The sequence below is a fragment of the Pseudoalteromonas sp. US3C1013 genome (assembly GCF_048401115.1).
Taxonomy (GTDB): Bacteria; Pseudomonadota; Gammaproteobacteria; order Enterobacterales; family Alteromonadaceae; genus Pseudoalteromonas; species Pseudoalteromonas undina.
In genome coordinates, this window is sequence record NZ_CP183075.1 from 3,305,790 (window position 1) to 3,320,003 (window position 14,214).

Sequence of the window (14,214 nt, forward strand, 5' to 3'; positions counted from 1 at the left end):
TGTTTAATTAAGAGCTTAACAAAGCTAAATTAACCGTTGGTGAAAATATAGCTTTACGTTATGTTTAAGATCTTATTTTTAGTTAGGAAATTTCATGGCTGGCACCAACCTTTTAACATTACTGGATGATATAACGACTTTGCTGGATGATATTGCGACCATGAGTAAAGTTGCGACAAAGAAAACAGCCGGAGTACTTGGTGATGATTTGGCACTTAATGCTCAGCAAGTTACTGGGGTTACTGCTGATAGGGAGCTGCCCGTTGTATGGGCAGTGGCAAAGGGGTCGTTTTTAAATAAAGCCATATTAGTCCCTGCTGCGTTATTAATTAGTGTGTGGTTGCCTTGGCTAATTACTCCACTTTTAATGATAGGTGGCTTATTTTTATGTTTTGAAGGCGCAGAAAAAATATTTTTATCTCATCATGCAGAAGCGACAGAAAGTGCTGAAAATTTAGACCTGGCAGAGTATGAAAAACAAAAAGTTAAAGGCGCCATTCGTACTGATTTTATTCTTTCCGCCGAAATTATTGTTATTACATTAGGCACGGTCGCAGGGGCGACATTAATGAACCAGGCGCTGGTATTGAGTGTGATTGCCATCATTATGACAATTGGTGTTTATGGACTGGTAGCAGGGATTGTAAAGCTTGATGATGCGGGCTTATATTTACTTAATCAATCCAAACTCTCCGCAAGTAAGTTTAGAGAATTACTCGGTAAAGCCTTATTAGCTGCAGCCCCACGGTTAATGCAGTTTTTAGCCTTTGCGGGCACAGTGGCAATGTTTTTAGTGGGTGGTGGAATTTTAGTACACGCAATTGAGCTTTTGCATCATACCCAAGTGGATGTAACTCATTATGCGCAGTCGGTTGCTGGTAGCACAGGAGAAATACTAGCCCCTTTAGTATTTGACGGACTGTTAGGAATAGGTGCTGGTTTGGTTCTTGTGATTGCGCATGTCGCTTATACTAAGTTATTTAAAGCAAATAAGTAGCGGTGGTAACGCTACTTTATTTTATTCGCACTTAGTTGTTTTGCATAGTTGCTCAAGTTCGTATTTAGCTTTGCTATTACCTTGAGCAATGGCTTTTTTATACCAATAAATCGCTTGCTGAATGTTCTTTTTTGTACCTTGTCCATCACGATACATTTGAGCAAGATTTAGTTGACCCCATTGTGAGCCTGAGTTTGCTGCTAGGTTAAAGCTTTCAAGCGCTTCGTTATATTGCTTATCTTTATAGTAAATAATCCCTTGCTGATTATTCTCATCGAGCTTTAAGCCTTTATAAAGAGGTTTAGGTTTAGGTGGAAACATCACAAACCCGCCATAAAGTGAATATGCTTGTGGGCGTAGCACGTCAAATATAATGTCATCTTCGTATAAACGTTTTATTTCATTACGAGGCAGAGTAATAGTTTGAGAAGAAAAGTAATCTCTTTGTACTAATAAACTTGCACGCATCGCTGTGGTAATGGCACTAGTGCGCTTATAGCTGTAATTACTCACCTGAAACGTTATAAATTGCTCATCAAAGCTGAGTACTTGCGCAACTTTTAAATTAGTGAGTGTCCATGGTTCGTGAGTGAACTTATCGGCTTTAACTAAATAGGTATCATAAGCTTTTGGGGAGGTTAAATAGCTTTGTTTTAGTGCTTCAGTGTTGAGGTGCTTTTGATAAAAAAATAACGCCCCCCATAGTAATAAAATTAATCCAATACAGTATTTTGGTAGGCTAAGCTTTTCAAACAGAGGTAACGTTTTAATATTGATAGCCTCACTATGTCCGCATTGATAGCACTCGCGTTTATAGCTTAACTTGATCGGAAATATAGGAAAAATGGTAAAGCGTAAAAAGCGGCTTTGATTAACTAAGTGATAGCTGTTGTTGTTGCAGTCAGGGCAGCACTGAACGTGTGTAAAATGAGGGAATGACTGACTAGTATTGAAAAGCAACATAATAAGGCTCCTTGTTAATTTACAACTTTAGAGCAAGTGATAAATTAGTAAAGCAGCAAACTGTAAGTAATTATGTCATATAGGATTAGTTTATATAGCCCATACTTTTTAATATGGGCTTTGTAGAGAATCAGCTTAGAAGCTAAATTGTGCAGCTAAACGTACGCTAGTGCCTTCACCTACGGTAACGTTATTTAAACCGCCACCGGCTAGGTAGTTTTTATCGAATAAGTTCTCAATATTTAAACGTAAGTTAATATCGTTGTTATTTAAGTTAAGCTTGTAGGTTGCGCCAATATCAACACGAGTATAACCCTCTTTTGTTACGGTGTTAGCGTTATCAGCAAAACGCTCTCCTTCGTAGAACGCACCTGCATTAAAAGCAACAGCGTCATTGAGTTCATAACGTGTCCATAAAGAGGCAGACCATTTTGGAGCATCAGTAGGGCGTTTGCCCTCTAATTTTTCATCACGCTCATAGTTAGCATCTAAATACATGGTTGATGCCATAACAAATAAACGGTCAGTTGCAGCGCCCTGAGCTGCAAGCTCAAAACCTTTATGGCGTTGCTCACCTGCCTGCGTGGTAATGCTCGTTATATCACCGATAGGGTTAACAAGATCTTCACTCACTAAGGTGCCTGTTTTGCTAATATCAAATAAGGCACCGCTAAGCATTAATCGGTCATCAAACAGTTGCCATTTCACCCCAATTTCCTTTTGCTCAGAGGTAATAGCATCGAGCTTCATACCGTTATTAACATCTTTATCATTTACTAATGTTTCGTTTTGCGGCTCAAATCCTTCTGAGTAACTTGCATAAACAGTTGCAGAGGCATTTGGATGGTAAAGTACACCAACTTTAGGTACGAACGATTCGTTATTGCTGTTTTCTTTACTTTGTTTATCGTAACGACCACCCAGTGATAGTTGCCATTCTGGTGAGAATGAAATTAAATCTTGGATATAAACCCCGTAGTAGTCGTAAGCAGATGAGCTAATAGTGTCATCTGATTTGTAACTTATATTTGGGCGATTAGGCTCATTTTGATCGGCAGAAAAATTAATCGTATCAGCAGATGTGCGTAATTGGCCGTAGTAATAATCCAGTGAGTTAACGCCTACAAGTAATTGATGATGTAAACCCACTGTTTCAAATTCGCCAATGAAGTCAATAAAAGCAGTTTTAAACTGCCAATCATCGAAGCGATCGTAAGGACGTGACTGGTAACTATCACCTTCGATAAAGTCACTTGGCTTACGTGGTGCTGACTCAAAGCGCTGGCGTTCAAACGTTTGCTCATTGTAGCCTAAATTTACTTGCCAGTTATCGGTTAAAAATACTTTGAAATCAATACCCATGTTTTCAACAGTAATGTCGGTAAAGGCCCATGACATATCACGAATTGTTTTGTCATCGCCAATAATGTTGGCATCATTATCTATCCAAGCGCCAGTATCTAAGCCTGCTTCGTCATCAGTGCGATCATAATGAACACGTACTAGGGCATTATCGCTAATATCGTAATCAACCACTAAGGCACCTAAGAAGCGATCGCGTTCGCGGTTATCACCATTTTGGTATTCTCGCCAGTATTCAACATCTTGTTTTACTAATACACCACGGGCACGTAAATCTTCAGCCTCGGTGAGTGCGCCGCCAGCATCAAGCATAAAGCGAGTTGAACCATGTTGGTCAACATCGGCACTGGCACTAAATAGCGTTTGTGCAGTTGGCTTTTTAGTTACCATGTTAACTAGGCCACCGGGGCCTGATTGCCCATACAAAATACTTGAAGGGCCTTTAATAACTTCTACTTGCTCTAAAATTTCAATGGGTTGTTGGTAATGAGACCAATGCTGGTGGCCATCACGCAGGTAGCCGGTTGATGAGCTTAATTGAAAACCACGTAAGTTAAATACTTCTCTGTTTCGTTGTTTAGACCCTGCAGTTAAACTAGCATCATTGGTCAATACTTCACCAAGAGTGGTTGCTAGTTGCTCATTAACGATTGTGTCAGTGATTACGGTAACTGACTGTGCGGTATCGAGTAATGAGGTTGAGGTTCTCATTGCCCCACTGGCATTATCTACTTTGTAGTCGTTGAAGTAGCTACCTTTAACTTCAATGCGTTCTATATTTGCGGTGTTGGCAAATGCATTTGCAGAGGTGCTGGCTAAAAGTGCAATAAAAAGAGGGTTAAGTTTCATTAGTGGCTTCCGGCTTAGAATTATTAGAGTAGTAAAACGCCGCAGATCTTAATGAAAACAACTATCATTTGCAATATCTTTATTGCAACTTTTAATCGTACGTTGCTAATGGTTGCTAATTGTTAATTCTGCTATTATTAGCCGCATATTAATTGAGACTTTTCTCAAGTTATTTTTTGCTATGGAATTTACTGTGACTGCAACTGCTTTTTCATCGTTGGCCTTACCTTCAGGGTTAGTTGATAATTTATCAACGCTTGGCTACACCCAAATGACGCCTGTACAGGCGCAAAGCCTACCGCCTGTTTTAAGTGGCAAAGATATTATTGCCCAAGCCAAAACAGGCTCAGGTAAAACAGCGGCATTTAGTTTAGGCGTTTTAGCCAAGCTAAATGTAAAACGCTTTCGTATTCAGTCGCTAGTATTATGCCCAACTCGTGAGCTTGCAGAGCAAGTGGCGGTTGAGATGCGTAAACTAGCGCGTGGTATTCATAACATTAAGATTTTAACTTTGTGTGGTGGGGTTTCAATTGGGCCGCAAATTGGTTCACTCGAACATGGTGCACATATTATTGTGGGTACACCGGGGCGAGTTGACGATCATATTCGCAAAGGTACATTGCGTTTAGATGATGTTGAAACCCTGGTACTTGATGAAGCCGACCAAATGCTTGATATGGGTTTTCAAGACACTCTCGATGCCATAATTGATCGCATTCCAACCAATCGTCAAACGTTGTTATTTAGTGCTACTTTTCCAAAATCAATCGAAGCTATTGCTAAGCGTGTACTTAGTAATCCAGAAATGATTAAAGTAGAAGAGCAGCAAGAAAAAAGCACGATTAAGCAATACTTCTACAAAATGGATAATAATAAACAGCGTTATCCAACGCTTAAGCTGTTACTTCTTAAATTTACCCCGCAAAGCTGTGTGGTGTTTTGTAATACCAAGGTTGAAACGCAGCAAGTATGTGATGATTTAGCCGATGAAGGTTTTAGTGCGGTGGCACTGCATGGTGATTTAGAGCAGCGTGACCGTGAGCGTACACTGATTCATTTTGCGAATAAGAGTGCGTCTATTTTAGTGGCTACCGATGTAGCTGCACGAGGCTTAGATATTGATGACATGGACATGGTGATTAACTATCACTTAGCTCACGATCCACAAACTCATGTACATCGTGTTGGCCGTACAGGGCGAGCAGGTAAAAAAGGGATTGCGTGTTCTATTTATGGTGAGGCAGAGCAATTTAAAGTGGCTCAAATTGGCGACCATTACGAGCGTGACTTTACTCCTGAGCCAATGCCATCTTATAACCTACTAGATAAGCCGCCATACAAACCTGAAATGGTGACGCTGATGATAGATGCAGGCAAAAAGCAAAAAGTGCGCGCGGGTGATATTTTAGGCGCATTAACCGGAAAAGACGGTGTTGCTGGGCGCCAAGTTGGTAAAATCAACGTACTTGATAACGTGGCATTTGTTGCGGTAGAGCGTAACTCATCTAAACCAGCGTTACGCAAATTAACCGAAGGTAATATTAAAGGACGTAAAATTCGTGCTCGTCGGCTAACGCGTTAACTCTCGATCTAATCTGAGCAACTCGCCTTGAGTTGCTCATACTCTATTTTTAGTTGTTTAAACACCTCATTGTCACCTCCTTGTTTATCTGGATGATGCTGCACTGCAAGTTGTCGCCAACGCTTTTGTAATGCTTTTAGTGTGACTGGCGATGTTAATTGCCAACGCACCAGCAGTTGTTGTTGCTGCTCATTACTCAGTGGAATTTCGCGATAAGTAGGCCTACTAAATTGCTGCCAAAAGCTATCTAATAACGCCTTGACTTCATCCGTAGATGTTTCAAAATTTTGCCAGTTTAAATAATAGTCGCGTAGTGGATCGTTAGGATGTAGTTGGTTATAACTGGAACTGTTTACTAGTTCAATATGTAAGCTTTTAACGACTAATTGTTGTTTTGGCATTAATTGCTGTTGTAGCTGATAAAGCGCATTCATAATTAAAAAATTGCGCTTAAATAGGTCGCGCTCAGGCTCGGCAGCTAAAGTATCAAGAAACCCACGTTGTTTTAACTCAGATGCTAAAGTATGAACCATCCACACTTTTTTATTGATTAATAGTTCAAAAATCTCATCTATCAGAGGGTTAAGCATTGTTTACAATCTATTAATTAGTGTATCTTGGATAAATTATCATATACCCAAATAACATTAAACCCCAAGGAGTGGGCGTGAGTGCCTGTTTTGAATTGGTCTAAATTAGATGTTTATACTTGGTTTGGGTGTCGTTTTGTTATGGCTAGCAAGGATTTAAGGATATTTTTATGCTGACTCAGTTAAAGCGCATCTGCTTTATTGGCTTTTTGGCTGTTTTAAGTAGTGCATCAAATGACGCTTTATCAAATGAGCAGCCAAGTTTGTTTGAGCAGTTTAATCTTGAGCAAGCATGGTCTGAAAAGCATCGCCTTGCAACCGATATCTTATCGAACCCTGATGTTCCAAATTTACAACGCATTACTATTTATAGCGATTTAGCTGAGCTGGCGTTTGCGCAAAGTGATTTAGCCAATGCACTAAAATATTTTAAATTGCTAGAGACCAATAGTACGTTAAAAGATCAGCCTAAACTTTTCTTTCGTGCGATTAAAATGCAAGGAGTTGTGCTTTATTATCAAGGGTTAGTGCAACAAGCGGTCGTTGATTATAGCCGCGCGTTAAACATCGCAATTGCGCTTAAAAGTCCGATAAAACAGGCTAATTTACTTAGTAATATCGGGCTTGCTTATTTTGATATGTATAACATGGAGCTAGCTCTTGATTATTATCAGCAAGCCAAAGTAATTTATGAAAAAGAGGGGAGCGCACAAGATAAGGCCGATATATTACATAATATTGCCGGTATTTATATTCGTCTCTCTCGATATGAGTCAGCTCTTGAGATGTACCGTGAGGTTTTAAAAGTTTTTCAAGAACTTGGCGATGAAGACGGTGTTGCCCAAGCATACGGTAATATGGGGGTGGCGTACACAGAATCGAGACAGTACCAATTAGCACTGCATTATAATCAGTTGGCCTTACGTTACTATCAAAGCGTTAATAATGCGTTTCAACTTTCTACCAAGCATACAAATTTAGCCACCATCAACCTTAAGCTAAATAAATTTGATGTTGCCTTTTATCACGCTAATGCGGGCCAACAATTTGCAATAGAGGCAGATAATAAGTCTTTACTGGCGGCAGCGTTACATGTGTTGTCAATTGTTCAATTTGTACAAGGTGATACGCAAAGTGCTAAACAAACCTCAGAGCACTCAATTACCCTTGCCAAAGAGTACAATAATGGCATGCGTATTAAAGATGGCTTAGGAATTGAAGCACTAATAAATGCGAGCTTAGGGGATTATGAAAAAGCGCTAAATTTACATCAACAGTACGTTGATTATCAGCGTAGTGTGAATACCGAAGAAGCCTCAAAAGCGGTCAGTCAATTTCAAATCCAGTTTGAATCGAATCAGCTAAACCAAGAAATTAAACAATTAAAACAACAACAATACTTACAAGAATTGCAAATAGCTAAACGTTCACAGTTAACGTTTTTGTTGGTGATTGTTGCCATATTAATTTTAATTACGGTAATTGCTGTTTATAAGCGCCGAACAGAAAAGCAAGCTAAGTTAAAGTTAAGCGAACAAGTTGAACAGCGTACTAAAGAGCTACAAAGTGTGGCGCAAGAGCTACGTGAAGCAAACGAGGTGAAAAGCCAGTTTTTAGCGAATATAAGCCATGAAATAAGAACACCGTTAACTGCTATTTTGGCACAAACTGATGATCTTATTAATGGTCTATACAAGCCGGAACAGTTACAAGATGAGCTTAGAGTAATACAACGTCAAAGTGAGCATTTAAAAAGCTTGATTAATGATGTGTTGGACTTAAGTAAGATAGAGGCAAACCGGTTAGAACTTAATATTAGTTGTTTTGATGTGGTGAAGCTTATCAACGATATTCACGCTATGTTTTCTCCTCAAACTAAAGCGAAAGGTTTATCGTTAGTTTTAGACTGCCAGTTAGAAAAATCCTATTTTACGCGATTAGATTTAACGCGAGTAAAACAAATTCTTATTAATTTATGTGCTAATGCCATTAAGTTTACTCATAAAGGGCAAGTAACTATTGGTGTTAGTAAAACCGAGCAAGGGTTACTCTTTTCGATTAAAGACACTGGGATTGGCATGAGCTCATCTCAACTTAAACTTATTTTTGAGTGTTTTAGCCAAGCAGATAACAGTATTAGTCGACGTTTTGGTGGCACAGGACTAGGTTTGAGCTTGTCGCAGCAATTAGCGGCGATGATGGGTGGCTACATAAGTGTGCAGAGTGAGTTTAAAAAAGGCAGTGAGTTTTCATTTTATTTGCCTTGTATACAAGTTGAAGAGCAAGTTTGCCATGACGATCAGCAAGCTAAGTCAGATGAGCGACACAGATTATTATCGGGTAAGGTGGTGCTTGCTGAAGATCACAGTGATAACCGCAAACTGATCAGTCGTTATTTACATTCTCTTGGGCTGGAAGTGATTGCCGTTGAAAACGGTGAGCAAGCAGTAGAACAAAGTTTAAAGCTATACCCAGATTTAGTACTGTTAGATATTCAAATGCCTGTTATGGATGGTATTTCTGCGTTTGAACTACTCAAGCAATGTGGTTATGAACAGCCTATTTTAGCATTAACGGCCAATGCCATGAGCCATGAAATTGACCATTACCTATCACTTGGGTTTAGTGACTATTTAGCAAAGCCAATCGATAAAGAGTCTTTTTATACTGTGCTAGCAAAATACTTAAATGCTGCAAATACAGAGGTATCAACTGAGCAGGTTCATGTTGATATGAGTGATTTAGTAACGAGCTTTCAACAAAGTTTAGCCGAAGAAAGCGAGCTTATTAAGCTACACTTCAAAGATGCTGATTATCAGGCGCTGCAAAAAGATAGCCATCGAGTGTTAGGGGCGGCACAAATGTTCGAGTTTAAAGACATAGCCTTAGCGGCAAAAGCGCTAGACGATGAATTACTTCAGCCACAAATAAATACACAAAGGCTAACAACATTAGTCAATAACTTACAGGCACTGTTTAAAAAATACGAATAAATAAATCTACTCTAAAAACAAAAAAGACACCATTTGATGTCTTTTTTATTTAAAAACGTTGATTTAACTAGAGTTTAGCTTACTTACGTTTCATCGAATCAAAAAACTCATCGTTGGTTTTACTCATCGATAGTTTATCAATTAAAAATTCCATGGCGTCAATTTCTGACATGTCATGTACTATTTTACGTAAAATCCACAGCTTTTGTAGTTCATCTGGCTTAGTGAGTAATTCTTCACGGCGTGTACCTGAGCGATTAAAGTCGATAGCTGGGAATACACGTTTTTCCGCAATTTTACGGTTAAGGTGTAGTTCCATGTTACCTGTACCTTTGAACTCTTCGTAGATAACTTCATCCATTTTAGAGCCGGTATCAATAAGCGCCGTCGCAATAATTGTTAAGCTACCGCCTTCTTCAACGTTACGTGCAGCCCCAAAGAAACGCTTAGGCTTATGTAGCGCATTAGCATCTACACCACCGGTTAGTACTTTACCTGATGATGGAATAACCGTGTTATATGCACGTGCTAAACGGGTGATTGAGTCTAGTAAAATAACAACGTCTTTTTTATGCTCAACTAAGCGCTTTGCTTTTTCGATAACCATTTCCGCAACTTGTACGTGGCGAGAAGCTGGCTCATCGAATGTTGATGCAATAACTTCACCTTTTACTAGGCGTTGCATTTCAGTAACTTCTTCCGGGCGTTCATCAATAAGTAAAACCATTAATGTAACGTCAGGATGGTTATGTGTGATTGATTGCGCAATATTTTGTAGCAACATTGTTTTACCCGCTTTTGGCGGTGCTACTAATAAACCACGTTGGCCGCGGCCAATTGGTGATGCTAAATCAAGAACTCGTGCGGTAATATCTTCTTTACTGCCGTTACCACGTTCCATACGAAAACGTTCGTTTGCATGAAGGGGAGTTAGGTTTTCAAAAAGGATTTTAGTGCGAGAGTTTTCAGGTTTATCAAAGTTAACTTCGTTTACTTTCAGTAGAGCAAAGTAACGCTCACCGTCTTTTGGTGGACGAATAAGACCTGAAATAGAGTCGCCAGTACGCATACTAAAGCGGCGAATTTGACTCGGAGATACATAAATATCATCTGGGCCTGCTAAGTAAGAAGCTTCTGATGATCTTAAAAAGCCAAAACCATCTTGCAAAATTTCTAAAACACCACCACCGAAGATATTCTCTCCGCCTTTGGCGTGTGATTTAAGAATTGCAAAAATGATATCTTGCTTTCTCAAACGGGCTACGTTTTCGAGCCCCATGGACTCAGCTTGGTTTACAAGCTCTTTTATAGACTTGTCTTTTAATTCGCGTAAATGCATATTGGTGGGTTCTTTATTACAGTTGTCATACTCAAAATCGCTTTATTAGATCGTTGAGTGAGGTTCGTTGAATATAACTAAGGATTAGTTGGCTTTATAAACTAGCAGGTCATTACAGCAGCGTCCAGTACTTCTGCAAAATAAATTATAAAAAAAGGGCTGAGAGCCCTTTTTTTAATTAACACTTATTAGATGTTATTTTCTAAAAACTCAACTAATTGTGTTTTTGATAGTGCGCCTACTTTAGTTGCAGCTACTTGACCATCTTTGAAAAGTAGTAGTGTAGGGATACCACGAATACCAAACTTTGGTGGTGTGCCTGCATTTTGGTCAATGTTTAATTTAGTGATAGTTACACGGCCATCAAACTCATCAGCAACTTCGCTTAGAATTGGGGCGATCATCTTACACGGTCCGCACCATTCTGCCCAAAAGTCTACTAGTACAGGTTTGTCTGATTGTAATACGTCAGCTTCAAAGCTATCGTCGGTAATTTGGATTATTTTCTCGCTCATTGCGCTCTCCGGTTTAGTTAGGCGAAATATTTAGTGCGTATTTAAACACTCTTGTTTCTTATTGCAAGTTTAAACGTTATGCTTAAACGCTATGACTAAGACACATTTGACCGATAAAAAGTTTTCAGACTTTGCTATTGCACCGGAAGTGGTTGCCGGGTTAACCGAAAGTGGGTTTGAATATTGCACACCCATTCAAGCTAAATGCCTACCTTTTATTTGTGAAGGGCGCGATATTGCGGGCCAAGCACAAACAGGTACTGGCAAAACGTTGGCATTTTTAACTGCCACGTGCCACCGGTTATTACAATCTAGCAAAGCACCTAGTAAACATCCAAGAGCCCTGATCATGGCCCCAACTCGGGAGCTTGCGATTCAGATACACAAAGATGCAAAAATTTTAGCGCCGCACTGTAATCTTAACTTAGGTTTAGTATATGGTGGCGAAGATTACGAAAAACAACGTGCACAACTAGAAAAAGGCGTTGATATTTTAATTGGCACCACAGGTCGCCTAATCGATTTATATAAGCAAGGCTGTTACACCCTTAATGAAATTGAGGTAGTCGTGCTAGATGAAGCCGATCGTATGTTCGATTTAGGTTTTATTAAAGATATTCGTTATATGTTCCGTCGTATGCCAGATACGTCAGAGCGTTTAAACTTATTATTTTCTGCTACGTTATCGTACCGTGTACAAGAGCTTGCATTTGAACACATGACCAACCCTGAGCATGTGCAAATAGAGCCCGATGTAAAAACAGGTAAACGTATTCAAGAAGAGCTATTTCATCCTTCACAAGAAGATAAAATTAAGCTGTTGTTAACCTTGATTGAAGAAGAATGGCCTGAGAAAGCTATTGTTTTTGCTAATACCAAGCATAGCTGTGAAACCGTATATGCATGGTTAAAAGCAGACGGACATCGAGTGGGTATGCTCACCGGTGATGTAAACCAAAAGAAACGCCAGTCAATACTCGCGCAATTTAGTAAAGGCGAGCTAGACTTTTTAGTGGCTACCGATGTTGCTGCACGTGGTTTGCATATTCCAGAAGTAAGTCATGTATTTAATTTTGACTTACCTGACGATTGCGAAGATTACGTTCACCGCATTGGTCGTACAGCTCGAGCAGGCGCTTCAGGTCATGCAATTAGCTTTGCGTGTGAGCAATATGCTTATAACCTTCATGAAATTGAAGAATACATTGAGCACAGCATTCCATTATCACATTACGATAAAAGTGCATTGTTAGATGATTTAACGAAGCCGACTATTCATAGAAAACGTAATTTTTCTACTGGTCCACGTAATCGTAGTAATAACAACGGACGTCGCCCAAATAATGGTTACCAAAAAGGACGGTCTTAACCGACCGTTAGTTTGATTGTATTTGTAACTAGAGGTTTTTGAACGGTGGGGCAACTTAAACCGCAAAAAAATGTATATGCAGTCATTGATTTAGGCTCAAATAGCTTTCATATGCTTATTGCCAAATCAATGGCGGGCGGCCTGCAAACAATAGGACGCGTTAAACGTAAAGTAAGACTCGCGGCTGGGCTTGATGATAATAATTTATTGAGCTTAGAGGCTATGCAACGAGGCTGGGAATGTTTGGCCTTGTTTGCAGAGCGGTTGCAAGATATTCCAGCGCAAAACATCACCATTGTTGCCACTGCAACACTTCGTTTAGCAACCAACGCCGACGACTTTAAACTACGTGCAGAAGAAATATTAGGACATAAAGTTAATGTTATTAGCGGCGAGCTAGAAGCACGAACGATTTATAAAGGGGTTGCACATACCTCTTCATGTACAGGCAAGCAGCTGGTTATTGATATTGGTGGAGCGAGTACCGAGGTTGTTATTGGCCAAGGCTTTGAAGCGCGTCACTATAAGAGCCTTAATATTGGCTGCGTGACTTTTCTCGAACGCTACTTTAAAGATTGCCAATTAAATGAAGCAAACTTTAATGCTGCTATAAAAGCAGCGCGAAATGTTGTTGATGAAATAGCACCTGAATATAAAACAGCTGGTTGGCAACTTGCCTCTGGTGCGTCAGGTACAGTGCAAGCTATTCAAGAAATTATGGTGGCACAAAATTTAAATGAAATGCTCACACTTGAAAAGCTCTACACCATCAAACAACAATCCATAGCTTACAAAACAATAGCTGAACTCGATTTACCAGGGTTAAGTGAAGAGCGACGGTTAGTGTTTGTATCTGGGCTGGCTATTTTAATTGCACTGTTTGAGTCACTAGAAATAGAACAAATGGGGTTAGCGGGTGGTGCTCTTCGTGAAGGTGTTTTATATAGCATGCTACCGGAGCTACATAATACCGACATTCGCCAACGTACTATTGATGGTTTTATGAACCGTTATCATGTTGATCAAAAGCAAGCATCTAGAGTATCAAGTTTAGCTGCACTGTTAGCTAATGAAGTCAGTCATTATTGGCCGATTGAAGCACAAAACGGATTGCCGCTTTTGAATGCCGTCGCGCAGCTTCATGAAATAGGTTTATTAATAGAGTATAAGCAGTACCACAAACATACCGCTTATATTTTAGAAAATACCGATATGCCCGGTTTTTCACAATCAGAGCACAAAGTGATCGTTGCTATAGCTAATAGTCATCGCTGGGACCTTCAAAAGGGATGCTTAGATCATTTAGGTGCACATAGTATTGTTGCCGCGTATATGGTTCGACTATTACGTATTGCCGTTATTTTATCTATGCGTCGACAAGATGATGTGTTGCCAAACTTTAAGATAACAGCTGAGAATGAAGAGTTAGTGATTCAATTTGAAAATAACTGGTTAAAAAACCACCCATTGATGGCAAGTGAGCTAAATCAAGAGATTAAGTATCAAAAAAAATGCGGTTGGAAACTTAAAGTGAGTTAGTTAATCCGGCTTTCGCGGAGTTTTCAGTGGTTAAAATGAGCTTTTAGTTGTATTTTTGTTCGAACAGTCATTTATTTCAAGTTTTCTTCAAAAAAGGGTTGATCTGTTTTCGGATC

Annotated in this window: 10 protein-coding genes; 5 read left to right on the forward strand and 5 right to left on the reverse strand. The window is 39.5% G+C overall.

What is annotated here, in order from left to right; translation table 11 throughout:
• Nucleotides 1–94 precede the first annotated feature (94 nt).
• Nucleotides 95–997, forward strand: coding sequence for a DUF808 domain-containing protein (locus ACNSN2_RS15445; protein ID WP_418608037.1), 903 nt, complete (start codon nt 95–97; stop codon nt 995–997).
• Nucleotides 998–1,018: 21 nt separating this feature from the next.
• On the opposite strand, the gene ACNSN2_RS15450 is transcribed toward ACNSN2_RS15445, so the two are convergent.
• Both ACNSN2_RS15450 and ACNSN2_RS15455 read right to left on the reverse strand, forming a co-directional pair.
• On the reverse strand, nt 1,019–1,960 hold the full coding sequence (locus tag ACNSN2_RS15450) for a tetratricopeptide repeat protein (RefSeq protein ID WP_418608039.1): 942 nt from the start codon (nt 1,958–1,960) through the stop codon (nt 1,019–1,021).
• Between the two features lie 135 nt (nt 1,961–2,095).
• Nucleotides 2,096–4,171, reverse strand: coding sequence for a TonB-dependent siderophore receptor (locus tag ACNSN2_RS15455; RefSeq protein ID WP_418608041.1), 2,076 nt, complete (start codon nt 4,169–4,171; stop codon nt 2,096–2,098).
• Between the two features lie 193 nt (nt 4,172–4,364).
• Here ACNSN2_RS15455 and dbpA point away from each other — a divergent pair, with 193 nt between their 5' ends.
• The gene (gene dbpA / locus ACNSN2_RS15460; RefSeq protein ID WP_054202866.1) at nt 4,365–5,753 is read left to right on the forward strand and encodes an ATP-dependent RNA helicase DbpA; all 1,389 of its coding nucleotides are present in this window, start codon (nt 4,365–4,367) and stop codon (nt 5,751–5,753) included.
• A gap of 8 nt (nt 5,754–5,761) precedes the next feature.
• Here dbpA and ACNSN2_RS15465 read toward each other — a convergent pair whose 3' ends face one another.
• Entirely contained in the window at nt 5,762–6,343 is a 582-nt protein-coding gene (locus ACNSN2_RS15465) for a DNA-J related domain-containing protein (RefSeq protein ID WP_138571049.1), read from the reverse strand.
• A gap of 170 nt (nt 6,344–6,513) precedes the next feature.
• Between ACNSN2_RS15465 and ACNSN2_RS15470 the strand changes: the two genes are divergently transcribed.
• A complete protein-coding gene (locus tag ACNSN2_RS15470; RefSeq protein WP_054202864.1) occupies nt 6,514–9,336 on the forward strand; it encodes a tetratricopeptide repeat protein in 2,823 nt (940 codons plus the stop codon).
• Nucleotides 9,337–9,415: 79 nt separating this feature from the next.
• Here ACNSN2_RS15470 and rho read toward each other — a convergent pair whose 3' ends face one another.
• Both rho and trxA read right to left on the reverse strand, forming a co-directional pair.
• The gene (gene rho / locus ACNSN2_RS15475; protein WP_010392671.1) at nt 9,416–10,675 is read right to left on the reverse strand and encodes a transcription termination factor Rho; all 1,260 of its coding nucleotides are present in this window, start codon (nt 10,673–10,675) and stop codon (nt 9,416–9,418) included.
• Between the two features lie 188 nt (nt 10,676–10,863).
• Nucleotides 10,864–11,190 carry a thioredoxin TrxA gene (gene trxA, locus ACNSN2_RS15480; protein WP_008109071.1) on the reverse strand — a complete coding sequence of 109 codons (327 nt, stop codon included), beginning with the start codon at nt 11,188–11,190 and terminating at the stop codon, nt 10,864–10,866.
• Between the two features lie 91 nt (nt 11,191–11,281).
• Between trxA and rhlB the strand changes: the two genes are divergently transcribed.
• Together rhlB and gppA are read left to right on the forward strand one after the other, a co-directional pair.
• A complete protein-coding gene (gene rhlB, locus ACNSN2_RS15485) occupies nt 11,282–12,559 on the forward strand; it encodes an ATP-dependent RNA helicase RhlB (RefSeq protein WP_010392673.1) in 1,278 nt (425 codons plus the stop codon).
• Nucleotides 12,560–12,604: 45 nt separating this feature from the next.
• A complete protein-coding gene (gene gppA, locus ACNSN2_RS15490; protein ID WP_418608044.1) occupies nt 12,605–14,098 on the forward strand; it encodes a guanosine-5'-triphosphate,3'-diphosphate diphosphatase in 1,494 nt (497 codons plus the stop codon).
• The last annotated feature ends 116 nt before the right edge of the window (nt 14,099–14,214 follow it).

Coding starts and splice junctions, on each gene's coding strand:
- ACNSN2_RS15445 (WP_418608037.1), top strand. CDS start 95: ATGGCTGGCACCAACCTTTTAACATTACTGGATGATATAACGACTTTG.
- ACNSN2_RS15450 (WP_418608039.1), bottom strand. CDS start 1,960: ATGTTGCTTTTCAATACTAGTCAGTCATTCCCTCATTTTACACACGTT.
- ACNSN2_RS15455 (WP_418608041.1), bottom strand. CDS start 4,171: ATGAAACTTAACCCTCTTTTTATTGCACTTTTAGCCAGCACCTCTGCA.
- ACNSN2_RS15465 (WP_138571049.1), bottom strand. CDS start 6,343: ATGCTTAACCCTCTGATAGATGAGATTTTTGAACTATTAATCAATAAA.
- ACNSN2_RS15470 (WP_054202864.1), top strand. CDS start 6,514: ATGCTGACTCAGTTAAAGCGCATCTGCTTTATTGGCTTTTTGGCTGTT.
- rho (WP_010392671.1), bottom strand. CDS start 10,675: ATGCATTTACGCGAATTAAAAGACAAGTCTATAAAAGAGCTTGTAAAC.
- trxA (WP_008109071.1), bottom strand. CDS start 11,190: ATGAGCGAGAAAATAATCCAAATTACCGACGATAGCTTTGAAGCTGAC.
- rhlB (WP_010392673.1), top strand. CDS start 11,282: ATGACTAAGACACATTTGACCGATAAAAAGTTTTCAGACTTTGCTATT.